Origin of the sequence: Huintestinicola sp., from assembly GCF_050874005.1 — a bacterium.
Lineage (GTDB): Bacteria > Bacillota > Clostridia > Oscillospirales > Ruminococcaceae > Huintestinicola.
In genome coordinates this window covers 1-17,594 of the sequence record NZ_JBNMJV010000015.1, presented here as the reverse complement: position 1 = coordinate 17,594, position 17,594 = coordinate 1, and the positions used below count along the sequence as shown (strand labels likewise).

At 46.3% G+C, this 17,594-nt stretch carries 22 protein-coding genes and 2 tRNA genes; 10 read left to right on the top strand and 14 right to left on the bottom strand.

Translation table 11 applies throughout. The features are described from left to right. Positions 1-86: 86 nt before the first annotated feature. The 4 genes from ACR0QN_RS06830 to ACR0QN_RS06815 all read left to right on the top strand — a co-directional run bounded on the left by ACR0QN_RS06830 (position 87) and on the right by ACR0QN_RS06815 (position 2,489). Complete coding sequence (locus tag ACR0QN_RS06830) at positions 87-308, top strand: hypothetical protein (RefSeq protein WP_432650450.1); 222 nt, start codon at positions 87-89, stop codon at positions 306-308. Beyond that, on the top strand, positions 305-448 hold the full coding sequence (locus ACR0QN_RS06825) for a hypothetical protein (protein WP_432650449.1): 144 nt from the start codon (positions 305-307) through the stop codon (positions 446-448). Before ACR0QN_RS06830 ends, ACR0QN_RS06825 begins: the two co-directional genes overlap by 4 nt. A 105-nt stretch (positions 449-553) precedes the next feature. Next, the gene (locus tag ACR0QN_RS06820) at positions 554-1,819 is read left to right on the top strand and encodes an SPFH domain-containing protein (RefSeq protein ID WP_432650448.1); all 1,266 of its coding nucleotides are present in this window, start codon (positions 554-556) and stop codon (positions 1,817-1,819) included. Positions 1,820-2,177: 358 nt separating this feature from the next. Continuing rightward, positions 2,178-2,489 carry a hypothetical protein gene (locus ACR0QN_RS06815; protein ID WP_432650447.1) on the top strand — a complete coding sequence of 104 codons (312 nt, stop codon included), beginning with the start codon at positions 2,178-2,180 and terminating at the stop codon, positions 2,487-2,489. 78 nt (positions 2,490-2,567) lie between these two features. On the opposite strand, the gene ACR0QN_RS06810 is transcribed toward ACR0QN_RS06815, so the two are convergent. Continuing rightward, positions 2,568-3,434, bottom strand: coding sequence for a hypothetical protein (locus ACR0QN_RS06810; RefSeq protein ID WP_432650446.1), 867 nt, complete (start codon positions 3,432-3,434; stop codon positions 2,568-2,570). A gap of 267 nt (positions 3,435-3,701) precedes the next feature. Between ACR0QN_RS06810 and ACR0QN_RS06805 the strand changes: the two genes are divergently transcribed. The 4 genes from ACR0QN_RS06805 to ACR0QN_RS06790 all read left to right on the top strand — a co-directional run bounded on the left by ACR0QN_RS06805 (position 3,702) and on the right by ACR0QN_RS06790 (position 8,028). Beyond that, a complete protein-coding gene (locus tag ACR0QN_RS06805; RefSeq protein ID WP_432650445.1) occupies positions 3,702-5,093 on the top strand; it encodes a S1C family serine protease in 1,392 nt (463 codons plus the stop codon). Between the two features lie 260 nt (positions 5,094-5,353). Then, on the top strand, positions 5,354-6,433 hold the full coding sequence (gene serC / locus ACR0QN_RS06800) for a 3-phosphoserine/phosphohydroxythreonine transaminase (protein ID WP_432650444.1): 1,080 nt from the start codon (positions 5,354-5,356) through the stop codon (positions 6,431-6,433). Between the two features lie 37 nt (positions 6,434-6,470). Then, positions 6,471-7,634: a 3-phosphoglycerate dehydrogenase family protein gene (locus tag ACR0QN_RS06795; RefSeq protein ID WP_432650443.1), complete on the top strand. Its 1,164-nt coding sequence runs from the start codon at positions 6,471-6,473 to the stop codon at positions 7,632-7,634. A gap of 25 nt (positions 7,635-7,659) precedes the next feature. After that, positions 7,660-8,028, top strand: a complete 369-nt coding sequence (locus tag ACR0QN_RS06790; protein ID WP_432650442.1) for a hypothetical protein — start codon at positions 7,660-7,662, stop codon at positions 8,026-8,028. Positions 8,029-8,266: 238 nt separating this feature from the next. On the opposite strand, the gene ACR0QN_RS06785 is transcribed toward ACR0QN_RS06790, so the two are convergent. The 9 genes from ACR0QN_RS06785 to ACR0QN_RS06745 all read right to left on the bottom strand — a co-directional run bounded on the left by ACR0QN_RS06785 (position 8,267) and on the right by ACR0QN_RS06745 (position 14,773). After that, on the bottom strand, positions 8,267-8,872 hold the full coding sequence (locus ACR0QN_RS06785; RefSeq protein WP_432650441.1) for an HAD family hydrolase: 606 nt from the start codon (positions 8,870-8,872) through the stop codon (positions 8,267-8,269). A gap of 73 nt (positions 8,873-8,945) precedes the next feature. Beyond that, positions 8,946-9,866, bottom strand: a complete 921-nt coding sequence (locus ACR0QN_RS06780; RefSeq protein ID WP_432650440.1) for a prohibitin family protein — start codon at positions 9,864-9,866, stop codon at positions 8,946-8,948. Positions 9,867-9,903: 37 nt separating this feature from the next. Further along, positions 9,904-10,071, bottom strand: coding sequence for a hypothetical protein (locus ACR0QN_RS06775; protein WP_432650439.1), 168 nt, complete (start codon positions 10,069-10,071; stop codon positions 9,904-9,906). An 18-nt stretch (positions 10,072-10,089) separates the two neighbouring features. Beyond that, positions 10,090-10,956, bottom strand: a complete 867-nt coding sequence (locus tag ACR0QN_RS06770; protein ID WP_432650438.1) for a PSP1 domain-containing protein — start codon at positions 10,954-10,956, stop codon at positions 10,090-10,092. Positions 10,957-10,983: 27 nt separating this feature from the next. Then, a complete protein-coding gene (locus ACR0QN_RS06765; protein ID WP_432650491.1) occupies positions 10,984-11,949 on the bottom strand; it encodes an ATP-binding protein in 966 nt (321 codons plus the stop codon). Then, positions 11,949-12,272 (bottom strand): cyclic-di-AMP receptor, encoded by a 324-nt coding sequence (locus ACR0QN_RS06760; protein WP_432650437.1) that lies wholly within the window; start codon positions 12,270-12,272, stop codon positions 11,949-11,951. Before ACR0QN_RS06760 ends, ACR0QN_RS06765 begins: the two co-directional genes overlap by 1 nt. Positions 12,273-12,323: 51 nt before the next feature. Then, the gene (locus tag ACR0QN_RS06755) at positions 12,324-13,655 is read right to left on the bottom strand and encodes an aminotransferase class I/II-fold pyridoxal phosphate-dependent enzyme (protein ID WP_432650436.1); all 1,332 of its coding nucleotides are present in this window, start codon (positions 13,653-13,655) and stop codon (positions 12,324-12,326) included. A 27-nt stretch (positions 13,656-13,682) separates the two neighbouring features. Further along, the gene (locus tag ACR0QN_RS06750) at positions 13,683-14,369 is read right to left on the bottom strand and encodes a permease prefix domain 1-containing protein (protein ID WP_432650435.1); all 687 of its coding nucleotides are present in this window, start codon (positions 14,367-14,369) and stop codon (positions 13,683-13,685) included. A gap of 53 nt (positions 14,370-14,422) precedes the next feature. Further along, positions 14,423-14,773 carry a PadR family transcriptional regulator gene (locus ACR0QN_RS06745; protein ID WP_432650434.1) on the bottom strand — a complete coding sequence of 117 codons (351 nt, stop codon included), beginning with the start codon at positions 14,771-14,773 and terminating at the stop codon, positions 14,423-14,425. A 298-nt stretch (positions 14,774-15,071) separates the two neighbouring features. On the opposite strand from ACR0QN_RS06745, the gene ACR0QN_RS06740 reads away from it, so the two are divergent. Then, a tRNA-Met gene (locus ACR0QN_RS06740) sits at positions 15,072-15,148 on the top strand. A 260-nt stretch (positions 15,149-15,408) separates the two neighbouring features. Continuing rightward, positions 15,409-15,495 (top strand) — tRNA-Leu (locus ACR0QN_RS06735). Between the two features lie 242 nt (positions 15,496-15,737). Here the strand turns inward: ACR0QN_RS06735 and vapC are convergent. From vapC to ACR0QN_RS06715, 4 genes are all read right to left on the bottom strand, one after another. Beyond that, the gene (gene vapC, locus ACR0QN_RS06730) at positions 15,738-16,154 is read right to left on the bottom strand and encodes a type II toxin-antitoxin system tRNA(fMet)-specific endonuclease VapC (protein WP_432650433.1); all 417 of its coding nucleotides are present in this window, start codon (positions 16,152-16,154) and stop codon (positions 15,738-15,740) included. After that, positions 16,151-16,390 carry a type II toxin-antitoxin system antitoxin VapB gene (gene vapB, locus ACR0QN_RS06725; protein ID WP_432650432.1) on the bottom strand — a complete coding sequence of 80 codons (240 nt, stop codon included), beginning with the start codon at positions 16,388-16,390 and terminating at the stop codon, positions 16,151-16,153. The genes vapC and vapB overlap by 4 nt, the downstream gene beginning before the upstream one ends. A 174-nt stretch (positions 16,391-16,564) precedes the next feature. Beyond that, entirely contained in the window at positions 16,565-17,137 is a 573-nt protein-coding gene (locus ACR0QN_RS06720; protein WP_432650431.1) for a site-specific integrase, read from the bottom strand. A gap of 162 nt (positions 17,138-17,299) precedes the next feature. Continuing rightward, positions 17,300-17,594 (bottom strand): tyrosine-type recombinase/integrase (locus ACR0QN_RS06715; protein WP_432650430.1); only part of this gene is annotated, 295 nt, incomplete at its 5' end.

Below are 17,594 nucleotides of genomic sequence, written 5' to 3'. Positions count from 1 at the left end.
GCGTCTCTTTTTTTATCATACAGGTAGATTTTTTTGTAAAAGTATGGTATAATTAAGAAAACTCCCGTGAAAGGAAGGTCACCCTATTGGAAAACAGACTTGAAGCCTTTGAGGAAATGCTTTCGGCGGTGATAGGCAAATATGCTGAGACTTCCGAAAAACTTGACGCTCTGAAAGCGCAGGGCAAAACCAAGACAGCTGCATTTCGAGAGCTTCCGGGAGACAAGCTGACCTGCCGCTATATGCTTTCGCTTTATGAGCAGTATGGTCTTATCGAAAAAAATTCATATAAGGAGAGGTCGGAATGAACTATATTTATCCCCTGATGTCACAGATACCCGCTACAGGAAATGTGGAGCAGAAAACCTATATCATCGTTCTTGTCATAGCAGCGGTGCTCATTCTGGGTGCGGTCATCGCAGGAATATTCACCAAGAAGAAAAAATGATAAAATATTATTGCATTTTATCAAAATATATGATACAATACTATTAACAATTCTGTGGCAGATTGAAATTCTGCATAGTGCAGAGAAAAAACGGAGGTATTTATTATGGGACTTATCACAGCAGCAGTATCATCAATTTCAGGTTCTCTTGCAGACTCGTGGAAAGAAGTCATTGAGCCTGAGGATATGACCGACAGCACCCTGCTTGTAAAGGGCGTAGCTATCAAACAAGGTTCCAACAAGCGTGGAACGGATAATGTTGTTTCCAACGGCTCCGTGATCCACGTTTTCCCCAACACTCTTATGCTTCTGATAGACGGCGGCAAGATCGTTGACTACAGCGCTCAGGAAGGCTATTACATCGTAAACAACTCCTCCGCCCCCTCCCTCTTCAACGGCGAGCTCAGCGAGACCCTCAAGGACACCTGGGAGCGCTTTAAATTCGGCGGCGCACCCTCTCAGAGACAGTATGTTTACTACATAAACACCGCAGAGATCAAGGGCATAAAGTTCGGCACACGTCAGCCTGTAAACTATTTCGATAATTTCTACAATGCAGAGCTGTTCCTCAGAGCTCACGGCTCCTATTCCATAAAGATAACCGACCCTATCAAGTTCTTTACCGAGTTTGCTCCCAAGGGGACTGACAGGATAGAGATAAAGGATCTTTCCGAGCAGCTTTTCAACGAGTTTATGGACGCTCTTCAGTCCGCTATCAACCAGATGTCCGTTGACGGCGTGAGAATTTCTGCGATCACATCAAAATCAAGAGAGCTTTCTAAGTATATGGCAAAGACTCTTGACGATGACTGGACAGAGCTGAGAGGTATTGAGGTATGCTCTGTAGGTATTGCAAGCCTTTCATACGATGACGAGAGCAAGGCTCTTATCAATATGAGAAACAAGGGCGCTATGATGTCCGACCCCACCATCAGAGAGGGATTTGTTCAGTCCTCCGTTGCACAGGGACTCCAGAGCGCAGGCTCCAACACCTCGGGCGCTGGCAATGCGTTTATGGGAATGAATATGGGTATGGGCGGAGCAGGCGGATTTATGAACGCCGCTTCCCAGGCAAATGCCGCTCAGATGCAGATGCAGGCACAGCAGGCTCAGCAGGCGGCTGCACAGCAAGCTGCAGCAAACACCTGGAAATGCTCCTGCGGCGCAGAGAACACAGGCAATTTCTGTAATAACTGTGGCTCCAAGAAGCCCGCACCCGCAGGCGAATGGACTTGCTCCTGCGGTACAAAGAACACGGGCAATTTCTGCGGCGGCTGCGGCGCAAAGAGACCCTCCGCAGACTGGACCTGTTCCTGCGGCGCAGTAAATACGGGCAATTTCTGCAATAACTGCGGAGCTAAGAGACCGTAAGCGGGTGACGACCCGCAGCGAGGTTGCGCTGTGAATTTGTACAGACCGGCAGTTTTGTCTCTGCGCCGACAGATTTTGCATTGTTCCCGCACTGATAGATTTTGCGTGAGTTTGACAGATTCGCAATTATCGGCTATACAAATTTCTTTTATTTGCCAAACCTCTGTTTTATAACGGGATATTTAATTAAAAAAGGAGCGGTCATTATGCAGGGAAGCTTTACTTACCAAAGCAAGCCTCTGATGTATCTGACCGCTCTTTTGTTTATTGTCATTTTTCTGATAGAGTTAAGCACGATACCAAATATTGTAATATTTCTCGTTTTATTCTAATATACGGATTTTTGGAATTATATTTTATGAATATGAGAGGAAAATTCAAGACCACAAGCACAGGTGTCGTGTTCAGATTTGGGTTTTCCTCCCGTAATATCCCTTTTTCCGAAATAGATTACGCCGACTGCGAGGTAAAGCAGAGCGTTCTTATGAGGGGAATATCGGTAAGCTATCGTGCAGAGTCTATTATCAGAACCAGATCGGAGACTTTTACCGTAAATGACGCTTTTGAGGTCAGCACGGACGATGTCCTCAATAACAGGGAGGCTTATGAGGAAAAGCTTGCCGCCCATCAGTTCACAAGGCTTGCCGGATATATCAATTCGCACATATAGCAATAAAATGGTCTGCTGCAGCACACGCTGCAGCAGACCATTTGCTATTACTAAAAAATATCCTTATAAAATCGGCGGTCATTCCCCTTCGGAAGCTTCACCCATTGCTTCAAAAAGTCCTGCCATCATTTTCATAGACATTTCCTCCATACTGATCTCGGTGTAGTCCTCGGGGATCTCAAAGCAGGATTCATCGGGTTCATCAAGGAGATCTATGGTCATATCCATAATCTGACCGTCCGAACCGACCTTACGGAGCTTGCCGTCGGGAGAATAGTAATATACCGACTCCGAGCCGTCTATGCTGAATTTCTCGAAAATATAATCTGTTCCGTCAATATTTTCAATTCCGTCTTCTGTAAAGCTGCTGTAATCTGCGGTGGTGTCTACAACGGATTCGACCTCGCTGTCAGCGTCATAGGTGGTTTCGGAATCAAAGCTGTAGGTTTTGGAAGGCTTGTCGATAAGATAGCCCTTTTCACCGTCAATTATCATTGTCATTGACATAAATCCGGGGACCTGGGTGTCCATATACACCTTATTATTGTATACCGACATTTCAATTGTGGTAACGATCTCCCCGTCTTCGCTGGCAGAACACTTGAATACAACATTGCCCTTGTCCCAAGCGGTTGTGGATTTCATAAGAGCCTCTGTCCACGATGCGCCGTTTTTCTTGCTGTATGCTTCCTCTGCCGAAATGCTGTTCTCATCTGCGGCGGGAGCTTCGGTCATACTCTCTGTAACAGATTCTGTTTCTGTTACTGTTTCTGCTTCCGTTTCCGTTTCTGTTACTGTTTCCGAAGCTGCAGCGGATGTTGTCTCACTTGCAGAGTAGGATCCTGCTGCGTCTGTGCTTTCGGTTGTCCCCTCTGAGGATGAGCAGCCGCTGAATATGAGCATTGAAATGGCTGCAGTAAGTGCTATAATTTTCTTGTAATTCATAAGTATCCCTCCATAATTATAGTGATTAGTACACCTTTATTTCAGTGATTTCTTAATTTTATCATATTCTTGTTATATTGTCAAGACTTAAAAAGGACTTCTGCAGCAGCTTTATTTTTTATTTCCATCTGTATTTTAAATTTTTTTCGTTCATATATCACATATTTTACACATTAGGGCGTTATTATATAATCACAGAAAGAAAAAAGAGCGAAAAGGCTCAAATAAAAGAACAAAAGCTTATATATTGCCGAAAGGAAGATTTATATGTACGAAAATAATTACAATTATATTGACGTTCCCGATGAGGGCAAAGAAAAGAAAAAGGATAACAAGGTCGGAAAAACTGTTGCAATGCTCCTTGCAGTTGCAGTAGTAGGCGGAGCGTCGGGCTTCGGCGGCGCATACCTCCAGAACAGCATTGCCGTAAAGGACGAACCTGCCGCACCCGTTTCCTCCGATAATACACAGACCCCTGCCGTTACCGAAAGCTCCTCAAAGAGTGAGAATACGGGAAATGTGGTAAACACACTTCTTAACACAGGCTCCTCCGACGGAACTCTCACCACAAAGCAGATAGTTGAAAAGGTCTCCCCCTCTGTTGTAGGCGTTCACTCCACCTTCAAGACTCAGTCGGGAACAAGCACCGGAACAGGTACGGGCATTATCCTCAGCGATGACGGATATATCATCACCAACGCCCACGTTGTCCAGACCGAGGTAAACGAGTACGTTTCCAACAACAACAGAAACTACAACAATAACCCATTCGGCGGCAGCGGCGATATATTCGACTATTTCTTCGGAAACGGCGGCTTCGGCGGCAGCTATCAGACAAAGCTCAAGCAGGCTGATTCCGTTACCATCGTCCTCTCCACCGATGACGAGACCGAGTATGAAGCAGAGATCGTAGGCGCAGATGAGAACAGCGACCTTGCTGTACTTAAAATAAACGCCGAGGGCCTTGACCTTATCCCCGCAGAATTCGGCGATTCCAACCAGCTCACAATGGGCGACAAGGCTGTAGCTATCGGCTATCCCTTAGGACTCGGACTTTCCACCTCCGAGGGTATCGTTTCGGGACTTAACCGTACCCTTAACGTGGAGCTTTCCTCCGGCGGCTCCGCTTCTATGACCCTTATCCAGACCGATGCAGCCATCAACCCCGGCAACTCCGGCGGTCCCCTTATCAACGGCAAGGGACAGGTAATAGGCATAACCTCCTCAAAGCTTGTGAACAACTCCGTTGAGGGACTTGGCTTCGCTATCCCCATTTCCGATGCAATGCCCCTTATCAGCGACCTTATGAACAAGGGATATGTTACCAACACCACTCCCCAGATCGGCATCACAGGCTCGGATATCAACAGCGCAATTATGAGATATTACAATCTCCCTGTTGACAAGGGCGTAATGGTAGTATCCGTCAGCGAGGGCAGCGGCGCAGAAGCCGCAGGCATAAGCGCAGGCGATGTTATCGTAGCCGCAGACGGCAAGGATATCGCTTCAATGGACGAACTTACCGCTGCCAAGAAGGGCAAGAAGATAGGCGATACAATGGTGCTCACCCTTGCAAGAGCCGACGGCAACATTGACGTTACCCTCACCCTCACAGGCGAAGAGGACATCAAGCCCGAAGCAGAGGTATCTCAGAATTAAGCAGTTCCGAATTTCCCCCTCCAATTCATAATTCATACAGACAGCACAAAAGCCGCTCATTTTGGGCGGCTTTTGTGCTGTACTTTCGTATCTCTTTATGAAAAAATGCTCTCCTGCCGTTTTGCCGCATTAAATTACAAAATTATCCTTGACTTTTATTTACTGTAGTGATATAATAAAGATTAGTATCGGTTACTATAATTTGTGCTTCTCTGATAACGGGAGAAACACCGCTTTTTGATAGAAAGGAAGATATTACTATGTCAAGAGTTTACAATTTCTCGGCAGGTCCCGCAATGCTGCCCGAAAAGGTTCTTGAGACCGCAGCTGCGGAGATGCTCGATTATAAGGGCACAGGCGAGTCCGTAATGGAGATGTCCCACCGTTCCAAGGAGTACCAGGCAATTATCGACGAGGCGGAGGCTCTCCTCAGAGAGATAATGTCCATTCCCGATAATTACAAGGTCCTTTTCCTTCAGGGCGGCGCTTCCACACAGTTTGCTATGATACCCCTGAACCTTATGACAGGCAGCGGCAAGGCTGACTTCGTTATCACAGGTCAGTGGGCAAACAAGGCATATCAGGAGGCTTCACGCTACGGCGACGCAAAGGCAGTAGCTTCCTCCAAGGATAAGACCTTCTCCTACATTCCCGAGATCGACAAGAACGAGTGCAGAGCCGATGCGGATTATTTCCACATCTGCCTTAACAACACAATTTACGGCACAAAGTGGGCTGAGCTTCCCGATGTAAGCGTTCCTCTGGTTGCCGATATGTCTTCCTGCATTCTTTCCGAACCCGTTGACGTAACCAAATTCGCTATGATATACGCAGGCGCACAGAAGAATATGGGCCCTGCAGGTCTTACCGTTGTTATTATCCGTGACGATATGATCGGTCACGCAAAGGATATCACTCCTACAATGCTCAACTATCAGACTCACGCTGACAACGGCTCTATGTACAACACTCCTCCTACATATTCCATCTACATCTTAAAGCTCGTTCTCGAGTGGGTAAAGGAAATGGGCGGTCTTGAGGCTATGAAGGCTCACAACGAGAAGAAGGCAGCTATCATTTATGATTTCCTTGATAACTCCAAGCTGTTCAAGGCTACCGTTCAGGGCAAGGATCGTTCTCTTATGAATATCCCCTTTGTAACAGGCAATGAGGAGCTTGATGCTAAGTTCGTTTCCGAGGCTAAGAAGGCAGGCTTCATAAACCTCAAGGGCCACAGAACAGTAGGCGGTATGAGAGCTTCCGTTTATAACGCAATGCCTATCGAGGGCTGCGAGAAGCTTGTAGCATTTATGAAGAAATTTGAAGAGGAAAATGCCTGAAAACATTTTCCCGCTTGTCACGAAAGGATAGACTGCAATGATAAACGTTCTTACTTTAAATAAAATCGCTGCCTGCGGAACAGACTTATTCGACAAGGCAAAATACACCGTTTCCGACAGCGTTTCCGAGCCTGACGCAATAATGGTACGCTCTGCGGCTATGCACGAGATGGAGTTTGGTAAAAATCTCCTGGCTATCGCAAGAGCAGGCGCAGGTGTAAACAACATTCCCGTTGACCGCTGCGCAGAAGAGGGAATTGTTGTATTCAACACCCCCGGAGCAAACGCAAATGCAGTTAAGGAGCTTGTTATCGCAGGTCTTCTTATGAGCTCGAGAAAGATAACCGACGCTGTAAACTGGGCTTCTTCCCTCAAGGGCAACGGCGCAGAGGTCGGCAAGATGGTTGAAAAGGGCAAGTCGAATTTTGCAGGTCCCGAGATAAGCGGCAAGACTCTCGGTATCATCGGAATGGGCGCTATCGGCGTTCTGGTGGGCAATGCGGCAATGGCTCTCGGAATGAAGGTCATCGGCTATGACCCTTATCTTTCCGTTAAGGCTGCTCTTTCTATGAACCCCGGCATAAAGATCGTTACTGACATCAAGGATCTTTACGCTGCTTCCGATTACATTACCATTCACGTTCCCTACAACCCCGAGACAAAGGGCACCATCAACAGCGAGACTATCGCTATGATGAAGGACGGCGTGAGAATTCTCAACTTCGCAAGAGGCGAACTGGTTGACTCCGATGCCATCATTTCCGCACTTGAAAGCGGCAAGGTAGCTTCCTACATAGTTGACTTCCCCTCCGATGAGATAATAGGCGTTAAGAATGCTATCTGCGTACCTCATCTGGGCGCTTCCACACCCGAGTCTGAGGATAACTGCGCTGTTATGGCTGCAAATGAGCTTATCGACTTTATCGAGAACGGAAACATCAGAAACTCCGTTAACTTCCCCAACGCCGAGATGAACGCAGTAGGCACAAAGATCGTAGTTCTCCACAGAAACGTTCCCGCAGTTATCTCCGAGATAACTGCAGTTCTTGGCAATGCTTCCATCAATATCGAGAATATGATGAGCCCCTCCAAGAAGAATTATGCCTGCACTCTGATAGACGCTATGGGTGATATCACCGATGACATCGTTTCAAAGCTCTCTGCAGTTGAGAATGTTATCAGAGTAAGAGTTATAAAGTAAGCTTAATTTGAAAGGCGGACTGTTTATGAAAAGCGAGGAAGTTTTCAGCTCAAGCGATAAAAGTGAAAACTTAGGTCTGGGCGCACTTATGGCTGCGCTGCCGTTTCTGTTCCTTCTTCCCTATGTGATGAAGGATAAGAGATATTCGCCTTATTGTATGTTCAGAGCAAATCAGTCTCTTATCACATTTATCATAATGGTCCTGCTGGGTCTTGCTTCAAAGATAATCGGACTTGTGGGATTTATCCCCGTTATCGGCGGCTTGATCACAGGCATTGCAGGAGTGGTGCTGGCTATAGCGGCAGGATTTTACTATCTTGAAAATCTTATCTTTGCCATTCTGGGCAGCGGAAAAAGAGTTCTGATATTCGGTGAGATAGAGATACTTAAATAATTTATGTTCAAAAGCGGCTTGTATCGCCCCGATACAAGCCGTCAGCGTGTCGCTGAAGCCACCTCGTTGGAAAGACAGAAATAATTTCCTTGTTTTGTGGCTCGGTAACGCAGGTGTTGGAGCCAAATCTGTAATCAAATTTTTTATTTGCCTCAGGATTTAAGCTTTATCGACAATAAAAAACAGCTTGTATCAGGTGCGATACAAGCTGTTTTTTATTGTCCTGAAATTATCTGCATTATTCTGAAATTATTTGCATAATTTCCTGATAATTTTTCTCATAGCTTTCAAACCGCACAGCGTTAAGCCCCACGCTTTCCGCACCCTCCACATTCGCCGCCAGATCGTCAATGAAGAGACATTCAGAAGGTACAAGACCGTATTTGTCACACAGCCTGCGGTAAATTTCAGGGTCGGGCTTTGTAAGCTTCTCCTCACAGGAGAAAACGCCCCCGTCCATATGCTTTGTGAAAGACAGCGCCTCGGGGCATACGTCCATAAGGTAATAGGAATAGTTTGAAAGGTAGTAGACATTAAGCCCTTTTGTTTTCAGTTCCTTTATCCAGGGAATGGCATAGGGTTGCTGTACGGGACATTCTCCCATTCTCTCAAAGGCAAGGCGTATCTGCTTTTCATATCCCTTTCCCGACTGTTCAAAAAGCCTGCATACTTCTTCGGCAGTCATAACGCCCTTGTCAAGCTCGTTCCATATCTTCGGATTATGCCAGGTTGCGGCAGTAACCGCCTTCTCTGTTTCCTCATTGTTAAAAAGCCTGTGAACGTATTCGTCCCAGTTGAAGGTTATAAGAACCATTCCGATATCGAATATTATATTTTTTATCAAACAATTTCACCTCTTATGATCTTTCAGAAAAAATCCTCCGCTTTGAAAAAAAAGCAGAGGATATTATTATTTCTTATTCCTCAGACTCTTCGTCCTCGGGGGTGTTATCCTGCTGTGAAACGGGAGCGGATACCACAGGAGCGGTATTTGTGGTCTTTGAAGTGCCGCTCTTTGTTTCCATCTCGCTGATAAGCTCGGAGATGTCAATAAGCATTGAACTGCTGTCGCCGCCTGCCACAGCAGGAAGCTTGCCGTCCCACTTGTCTATGTACTCCATTGCTATCATCTGAGGAGTTATCTGCTCGGATTTCAGACGGTATGCCTCAGCCTCCGCCTGTGCCTGAGCAACGGTCTGCTCTGCCTCGACTTTAATTCTCTGGAGGTCCTGCTCCGCCTTGAGAGCATTCTGCTGAGCGGTCTGCTTGGCTTCGATAGCCGCATTGTACTCGGCGGTGAACTCAAAGGAGATGATGTTGAATATCTCAAGCTCAAGACCATAGCTGCTTATCTTTTCATTAAGAAGCTCCTTCATCTGGTCGCTTATTATCTGTCTCTCGGTAATGAGCTGCTCGGCGGTGTACTTTGCGGTAACCGCTTTCACACATTCCTGTATAGCAGGATTGATGATTACATTCTCGTAAGACAGACCCACTTCCTTGTATATCTTAGCGGAAGCCTCATTTCTCACACGATAGTTAAGGGCAATGGTGCTCGACACCGTCTGCAGATCCTTTGAAGCCGAGGAGCAGTCAACCTCTGCTTTTAAAACTCGGTTGTCTATCTGGATTATCTGCTGGATAAAGGGAATTTTAACGTGAAGTCCCTCGGATAAAACGGTCTCCGAGACTTTTCCGAAGGTAAGCACAACTCCCGAATGACCCGCTTCTACGGAGGCAAAGGAATTGAGCGCCACGATAAGAACGGCAGCTGCGGCAATGACGCCGCCCACGATCTTGCCTGTTTTTCTGCCGTTAACGACTACTGTTTCTGCCATAATGGTATAGATACTCCTTTAAAATATGTTATGTTTTTCAGAAAGGAAGCTCGTCTCTGTCGTTGATATCAAAGCAGCGCTTTGCTTCCTTGCTGCCCAGTGCAAGCTGAACTATCATCAGTACAACATTCGCAATTGTAAGGCAGAATGTTACGATAAGGATTATTTCTCTTGCAATAGTAAGACCTTTGTTTGTTCTGTTCATAGTAATTACCTCCAAAAATTATTTATCTTCAAGCTGCTTTAAAGCACGCATTTCGTCCTTGTCCATACGTATCCTGCCGTCTTTTATTACGGTGACCTCGTCCTTGCTCAGAAGCACCGCAGGGTCGTCGGATTTTTCGGGCTTGACTTTTAGCATTCCCGTCAGGAGATTTACCTCCTCCACATAGCCCTTGAATTCGGGAGCCTTTACATATGCCCCCACCTTGGGAGTGGTCTTGAATGCCTCCTCGTAGAAATCCTGCTCGTATTTCAGACAGCACATAAGCCTGCCGCAGGTACCCGATATCTTAGTGGGATTAAGAGACAAGCCCTGTTCCTTTGCCATTTTGATGGAAACGGGCTGGAACTCGCCTAAAAATGTCTTGCAGCAAAATGGTCTGCCGCATACGCCGAGACCGCCAAGCATTTTCGCCTCGTCTCTCACGCCTATCTGTCTCAGCTCAATTCTTGTGCGGAATACCGCCGCCAGGTCTTTTACAAGCTCTCTGAAATCCACACGGTTTTCGGCGGTGAAATAGAAAAGAAGCTTGTTATTGTCAAAGGTGCATTCCACGTCTACAAGCTTCATATCAAGCTTGTGAGCGGCGATCTTTTCCTGGCAGATACGTGCGGCGTTTGCTTCCTTGACCTTGTTCTGCTCAACTATTTTCAGATCACGTTCGGTGGCAGGGCGTATTATGGGCTTTAAGGGCGGAACTATCTTGTCGTCCTCAACCATTCTGCAGCCCATCACCACGTTGCCGCATTCCACGCCACGGGAGGTCTCGACAATTACCTTGTCCCCTGCCTCCAGCTTAGCGCCGTTTGGGGAAAAATAATATATCTTCCCCGATTCCTTAAATCTAACTCCGATTATCTCAGTCATTATATTTACATTTTCCCTTTCAAAATATCATCTGCACAGCTTTCCTGCAAGAACAGCCGCAGCGCCTTGGGCATTGCAGTTTCTGGTACATCTGTAGGAGGCTTCGCAGACAGCGTCGTACATTGCAAGTATCCGTCCCGTAGAGAAACGCTCCGCCAGCTTTCTTGAGGAAGCCTCGGTGCAGCTTACGGTCTCATTGCTGCCGTTTCTGAGAACAGCCCCGTCTCTGATGGAACGGGCGAGCATTTCCAGAGTACAGCGCATTTCCTCTCTTTTTGAGGAAATGCCCCCGAGAATTGCCGCAAGACTGTATTCATCTCTGGAAACAATAGCCTCCATAGCCTTTTTTACAGCTTCTGCCGACTTGACAAGGTCTGCGTCTCCTTCAAGGAAATCTATGCACCGTCCGATATTGCCGCCAAAGGAAGATACTGCCCTTTCGATATCTTCCTCGGAGTATTTTCCTGTATCCCGAAGCGCTTCTTTGCAGCTTTCCCTGTCCGCCTCGTGAAGCTCTATGGTCATAGAACGGGAGATGAGGGTGGTAAGAAAGCTGCTTTTGTTTGCCGAGGTGAATATGAAATATGCGGCATCGGGAGGGTCCTCGGTGATTTTCAGAAGTGCGTCCTGACAGGAGTCCTGCCAGCCCTCGCAGTCGGTGAGCAGATACACTTTCCGCTCGCAGTCATTGGGTGAAATATAGCTGTCGGCAACCACCTTGTCACGGATATCGTCAACGGAGTAGTTCACCTTTCCGCTTTCACGAGTGACCTCTATAAAATCGGGGTGCTGCCCCCTGAGTACCCTGCTGCATTGCCTGCACTCGCCGCAGGCATTCCGGTTATCGCAGAGAAGCTGCATTGCGATATACCGTGCAAAGGTCTTTTTGCCCACGCCCTTTTCCCCTGTGAGTATGTAGGAATGAACAAATCTTCCCGACCTGCTCATAGCTTCAATGGGGCGCAGGGCGTTTTCCTTTGAATACAGCTTCATCACAGCTTTTCAAACCGCTCGATATCCGTAACGAATACCGTTGCGCCCCCAACTGTGACCTCAATGGGGAAGGAGCCTGTGGTGTCAGACCTGCCCGAAGCCGCCGAGGGAATGAACTGCTTTCTCTTTCGGGAACATTCTCTTATAACGTCGATAGCCTCGTCCACTCTCTGCTCCTCTACGCATATCATAAAGGTGGTGTTTCCCGCCATAAGAAAGCCGCCTGTGGAGGCAAGCTTTGTGGCGGAAAAGCCCTTTTTGGTAAGCTCGGTGGAAACGGCGTGGCTGTCGTCGTTGTTGATAACGGCATATATCAGCTTCATAATATCATATCCTTAAAATGTGATAATAATGCGGCACACATTACCGCAATTTTATTTTACCACATTTACGTGAAAAATGCTATAGTTTTTCAAAATATTTATAATTTCCTCCGAAAAAATTTCTCCACCCGTCACCGCCGCAATTCCGGGAGGACAGCAGGAAACTGCCGCCGAGCAAATTCTTCCGACTGCCTTTTCCACGGGGATATATTCACGGGGACACATTGCCGCCTCTCTTATGCTCATAGCTCTTTCAAGGGGAGCAAGACCCGAGAAGTCGGGGAGCGGCACTCTTATCCTCGGCTGAGGAATGGACGAAAATGCCCTGCCGATGGCGTTTATCTCGTAAACGTCAAGCCCTGTGAGCATAAGCACTACGTGGGTGTTGTCCGCATACTCGCACTCGATGTCCCACCCTCTCAGCACCTCTGCCAAATCATATCCCGAATATCCCGAGGGAGGAGCAAGGACAGTCAGCTTGCCGCACTCACCCTCCTCAACGTGCCAGTAAGGAGAAATAAAGCTTCTTACATTTTCCGAAGCCTTTTTCATATTGGAAAAATATTCCACAGCCTCATTTTCCATAAACTCATTGCACATATCAAGTGAGCGGAGAATAAGATAAGAGGGGCTTGATGAGCCGAACATCGACATAATTTCCTTTGCATAGCCCTCATATTTTTCCAAAGACGGGTCATTTATATGCAGGTATGCGCCCCCCGTAAGCACAGGGAGCGTTTTGTGAGCAGAGTCGCAGCATATGTCTGCCCCGTGATACAAGGGGTGGAGAGGCTTGCCGTTTTCGGAAATAAAGCGAAGATATGCCCCGTGAGCATTGTCCACCAAAAGACGGCAGTTATGCTCTCTGCACACACGGGCAATGTCGTCCAAAGGAGTGAGCCTGCCTAAGTAATCGGGGGTGGTTATGTAAACGCATACGGGGTCGCCTGCCTTTGTTATGGCGGCTTCTATCATATCCGCAGTTATCTCTCCCGAAACAATGGAGCTTTCGTAATGGGGATAGACCCATTCCACCTCTGCGTCAAGCATAACGCAGGCGTTTAAGAACGCCCTATGGCAATTCCTTGCGGCAACTATTTTCCTTGAGGGACTGCCCATAAGACACATTGCAAGCATTGTGTAAATGCAAAGTGTTGAGCCGCCTGCGCTGTAAAGGGTCTTATATGAGCCGAATATTTCCGAGGCTTTTTTCTCGCTTTCGGCGATTATGCCGTCTGCCTCAAAAAGGCTGTCCGCACCTTTTATTTCGGTGATGTCAAGGGAGTTAAAAGGCTCCCCTTTTCCCTTGTGCCCGGGCATATGGGCACGGATTGTTTCTTTTCCGGCATAGCTGTCTGTAAATTCCTTTATGGGTGAACTCATTTCAGATTTTCCTTTTTATATATAATTTTACGGTGTAAAGCGGCTGATGAGGACCTTGAATATGGTATTCACAACTATCTGAGCCGCCGCACCCAGAATAAATATGAGCCATGAAATGTCCCAACCGCGAGAATTAAAGCTTATGGCAAAATAGAAAAATACGATAGCCAGCCACATTATGGCGGTCACGCCGCTTCTTATTTTTTTGAGCAGCTTTATCCTGCTTTCGGTGTCATCATTTCGGCTGATGCGGATAACGTTTCCTACCATATTAAAGCCTACCGTCAGCGCCGCACCAACTATGAATATGAGCCAGGAATAATCCCAGCAGTCATTATTGTAATTTATTATAAAGTAAAGCACTACGATAAGCAGCCACATTACGGTTATGGCAGCATTTTTTATCGCCTTGATGTTGCTCTCCTTGAAAACGTAGGCGTATTTTTTCATAAGTCTGCTTTTGGGAGATGTTTTCTCAAAAAGTCCCTCCTCGTGAAATCCCGAGCCGCTTACCTGCTCGATAAGTCCGCTTACGTCGCCCATAGTGCCGATAACTGCCGCATAAGCACGCTGTGGGGTCATACCTGCGTTTATGCAGTCGTCGTAGCGCGCTTCAAGGTTTGAGAGTATCTCCTCTCGAAGCTCCGTCACCGCATTTTCGTGAGGAGCGTCCTTGAACAGATTGTCCACGTATGCCCTTATTGCTGATTTCATTTCTATTACCAACCTTTCCCTTGATACATCTTTATTTTTTTTCGTTTGTGATGTTATACGCTTTTTTTTGCGCTCTGAGCCGCATAAAGAAGCTTGTCCACAATGGCTTTGGTCTTGTCCCATTCCGCAAGATTGTCGCGGTACTGCTTTCGCCCCGCATCGGTAATGGTGTAATATTTCCGCCTTGCGCCCGAATTTTCGTCACCCCAGTAGGAGGCGATAAGTCCCGACTGCTCCAGCCGCCTGAATGCGCTGTATAGGGTGGCTTCCTTAAACTCGAAGCGGTTTCCCGTAAGGTCTAAAATATCCTTGTTTATCTTGTAGCCGTAGCTGTCGCTCACCGACAAAAGGGACAGGATAATAGTGTCCGTATGCCCCCGTATAAGGTCTGAAGCTATTGACATTTAGTTCTCACCCTTTCCCCGAAGCTTTGATATCCAAGTTTTTCTGTTATATATGATAACACACAGTACCTCACCTGTCAAGGTATTTCGTGTAATTTAATCTGATTTTAATTTTCGAGTTTTTTTAGTAATTACAATAATTTCAAATTCTATTAAAACCACGCAGGTAAGCCGTTTGATATGGATATGCCGCCGCAGATCTGACCTTTTCAAAATTTTTTTCAAAAAATGCTTGACAAACTCACCTCAATGTGATATAATAAATAAGCACTCTGAAAATGAGTGCCAAACATAACATCGCGGAGTGGAGCAGCTCGGTAGCTCGTCGGGCTCATAACCCGAAGGTCGTTGGTTCAAATCCAGCCTCCGCAACCAAATATAAAATCAAGCTGTTCAACCTTATGAAAATCTGCACTTTCACCAAACAGATTTTCGCTTGAACAGCTTGACAAATGTATTAAAATCCTGTATAATAGAAAACAGGATAATAAGAAGCATTCACTAAGTCATTCAGATACTGGAATATCTGCTTGATAATGCGCCGGAAATGGTCGCCAAACCGTTTTCGGCGTGTGGGTGCGTTTTATTTTATCCTCATTATACCACATATATTTCCAATTGTCAAGTGTTTTTTTGCCGCAATGGTGGAATAGGCAGACACAAGGGACTTAAAATCCCTCGGGCTAACCCCCGTACGGGTTCAAATCCCGTTTGCGGCACCAGTCCCCTGAACAACGCAGATACGTTGCTCAGGGGATTTTTTTGCCTTTTTAAAATATTGATACAAGGCGAAAAAAATCATTTTTTCTAACCAATTTCTAACCCAGCCGGCATTTCAAAGAAATTCCGGTTAGAAATGAAAGAAAACAGGAAAACAAATCCGCTTCCATCGCTGAGAGCGGATTTGTTCCTATTTATATGCGACATAGCAATCAGACTGACTTATGTAAGTATATTACACCGATCAACACAACTGCATTTCTTCTGCCCAATTTTCTATCCGAAGCCCTGATACCCTCTCAAACTCACGAACATTATTGGTCACAACTGTGTAACTAAGCGACCTTGCATGCCCTGCTATCATCATGTCAAGCGGACCGATAGGGGTTCCCGCTTTTTCAAGTGCAGCTCTGATATTACCATACTCATTAGCGGCATTACTGTCAAAATCAATTATTTCAATATTCGATAAAAGCAGGGTAAGTGCAAGTCTGTTTTTCTCCACTGCCGCACTTTTTTCGACTCCATGAACAAGCTCGGCATAGGTTATTGCGGATATGCAGATCTCTGATGGCTCATGCTCCTTCAGACGTTCGAGCACCTGCGGCGGTCTGTGCTTGATAGCATAGATGCATATATTCGTGTCAAGCATATATCTCATAATTCTTCTCTTTTCTGTGGTGAAAAATCAGTTCTGCCGTCTTCCATAAAATCATCGGAAAACATATCTAATGCCTGTGAAAACATAGCCCATTTATTTTCAGCCTCTTCAATAGGCATAAGCATCACAATATTACCTATTTTATTAACAGCAACCTCGTTAGACGAAAATCTGTATTCCTTTGGCAGTCTTACAGCCTGGCTTCTTCCATTTTCAAAAATCTTTGCAGTCATCATAATATCGCCTCCCTTGTTATTAGTATATATCATAATATATACCTTGTCAAGGCGTATTCCTACAAAACCGCCTCATTTTTGAAAAGTCATAACAATGGTGATTCGGCGCAGTATTCGTTCTTCTTGCCATTTTCTGCAAAAAAATATCCGCTCCCATCGCTGAGAGCGGATATTTTATCCCAAAGCCTTGTTGATAGCCTCGGCAGAGGCAATTTTGGAATTGTAGTCCAGGTGGCTGTAGAAATTTGCCGTTACGTTGTAGGTCGAGTGCCCCAGCCACTCCTGGATCTGCTTCATGGAAATCCCGCTTGCCAGAAGCAGGCTGGCACAGGAATGTCGCAGGTCATGGAAGCGGATCTTTTTGAGGTTATGCTTTTGGATCATGTGTCTGAAATGGTCGGAAACATAGTTGGGGGATATCAGATTTCCCATGTTGTCAAGGCAAATGTAGTCAAGATAGTCCCTGTTGTACCCCATGGGGATCAGGCTGCGGTAATATTCCTGCTTGCGCCGTTCCTCAAGAAGAAGCTCCTCGATGTGAGGTATCAGAGGAAGCACTCGTGTGCTTGAGGCATTTTTCAGCTTGTCCTCTGCGATAAGCTCCTCCCCATTACCGTTATATGCATTGATAACCTTGTGCTTAATGGAGATGGTCTTGTTCTTAAAATCAATAGCATCCCATTTCAGCCCGATCACCTCACTGCGCCTGAGTCCGTAGTATGCGGCAATATGTACGCAGAGCTCCATTCTGTCACCCTTGAAGCACTCGAAGAGCTTTGTAAGCTCCTCCTTATTATATCCTCGAACGATTTCTTGATAAAAGAGTATGGACAAATTTCTGACTTAAATCTATAAAAATAATGTCTGCGCAGCGCAAAACAGCGGAACAGCCCTGTTTTGCGCTGTTTTTCATTCTCCGAGGAGTAAATTCATTGTTTTCCTTTTCTGCTCATCAAGAACGTGAGCATAGCGATTAAGGGCGATGTTTACATCCGAATGTCCGAGAAGTACGCTGAGTGTCTTGACATCTGCCCCTTTTTCTATCGCTCTGGTGGCAAATGTGTGCCGCAGCGAGTGGAAATTGGCATCTGCAACGCCCGCTGCTTTCAATATACGCTTGAACGTTTCCTGCATTGTTTTCGGCTCAGCAGGACCGCCGACAGCTGAGCGGAGCAGATAATCATTATCTTTAGGCGGCTTTCGC

What these genes read in the sequence shown, in the direction of transcription:
- ACR0QN_RS06815 (WP_432650447.1), top strand. Translation starts at nt 2,178, where the DNA reads ATGAATATGAGAGGAAAATTCAAGACCACAAGCACAGGTGTCGTGTTC.
- ACR0QN_RS06760 (WP_432650437.1), bottom strand. Translation starts at nt 12,272, where the DNA reads ATGAAGCTGATATATGCCGTTATCAACAACGACGACAGCCACGCCGTT.
- ACR0QN_RS06755 (WP_432650436.1), bottom strand. Translation starts at nt 13,655, where the DNA reads ATGAGTTCACCCATAAAGGAATTTACAGACAGCTATGCCGGAAAAGAA.
- ACR0QN_RS06820 (WP_432650448.1), top strand. Translation starts at nt 554, where the DNA reads ATGGGACTTATCACAGCAGCAGTATCATCAATTTCAGGTTCTCTTGCA.
- vapB (WP_432650432.1), bottom strand. Translation starts at nt 16,390, where the DNA reads ATGATGACTGCAAAGATTTTTGAAAATGGAAGAAGCCAGGCTGTAAGA.
- ACR0QN_RS06795 (WP_432650443.1), top strand. Translation starts at nt 6,471, where the DNA reads ATGATAAACGTTCTTACTTTAAATAAAATCGCTGCCTGCGGAACAGAC.
- ACR0QN_RS06770 (WP_432650438.1), bottom strand. Translation starts at nt 10,956, where the DNA reads ATGACTGAGATAATCGGAGTTAGATTTAAGGAATCGGGGAAGATATAT.
- ACR0QN_RS06745 (WP_432650434.1), bottom strand. Translation starts at nt 14,773, where the DNA reads ATGTCAATAGCTTCAGACCTTATACGGGGGCATACGGACACTATTATC.
- ACR0QN_RS06780 (WP_432650440.1), bottom strand. Translation starts at nt 9,866, where the DNA reads ATGGCAGAAACAGTAGTCGTTAACGGCAGAAAAACAGGCAAGATCGTG.
- ACR0QN_RS06825 (WP_432650449.1), top strand. Translation starts at nt 305, where the DNA reads ATGAACTATATTTATCCCCTGATGTCACAGATACCCGCTACAGGAAAT.
- ACR0QN_RS06775 (WP_432650439.1), bottom strand. Translation starts at nt 10,071, where the DNA reads ATGAACAGAACAAACAAAGGTCTTACTATTGCAAGAGAAATAATCCTT.
- vapC (WP_432650433.1), bottom strand. Translation starts at nt 16,154, where the DNA reads ATGAGATATATGCTTGACACGAATATATGCATCTATGCTATCAAGCAC.
- serC (WP_432650444.1), top strand. Translation starts at nt 5,354, where the DNA reads ATGTCAAGAGTTTACAATTTCTCGGCAGGTCCCGCAATGCTGCCCGAA.
- ACR0QN_RS06765 (WP_432650491.1), bottom strand. Translation starts at nt 11,949, where the DNA reads ATGAAGCTGTATTCAAAGGAAAACGCCCTGCGCCCCATTGAAGCTATG.
- ACR0QN_RS06810 (WP_432650446.1), bottom strand. Translation starts at nt 3,434, where the DNA reads ATGAATTACAAGAAAATTATAGCACTTACTGCAGCCATTTCAATGCTC.
- ACR0QN_RS06750 (WP_432650435.1), bottom strand. Translation starts at nt 14,369, where the DNA reads ATGAAATCAGCAATAAGGGCATACGTGGACAATCTGTTCAAGGACGCT.
- ACR0QN_RS06790 (WP_432650442.1), top strand. Translation starts at nt 7,660, where the DNA reads ATGAAAAGCGAGGAAGTTTTCAGCTCAAGCGATAAAAGTGAAAACTTA.
- ACR0QN_RS06720 (WP_432650431.1), bottom strand. Translation starts at nt 17,137, where the DNA reads ATGGAGCTCTGCGTACATATTGCCGCATACTACGGACTCAGGCGCAGT.
- ACR0QN_RS06805 (WP_432650445.1), top strand. Translation starts at nt 3,702, where the DNA reads ATGTACGAAAATAATTACAATTATATTGACGTTCCCGATGAGGGCAAA.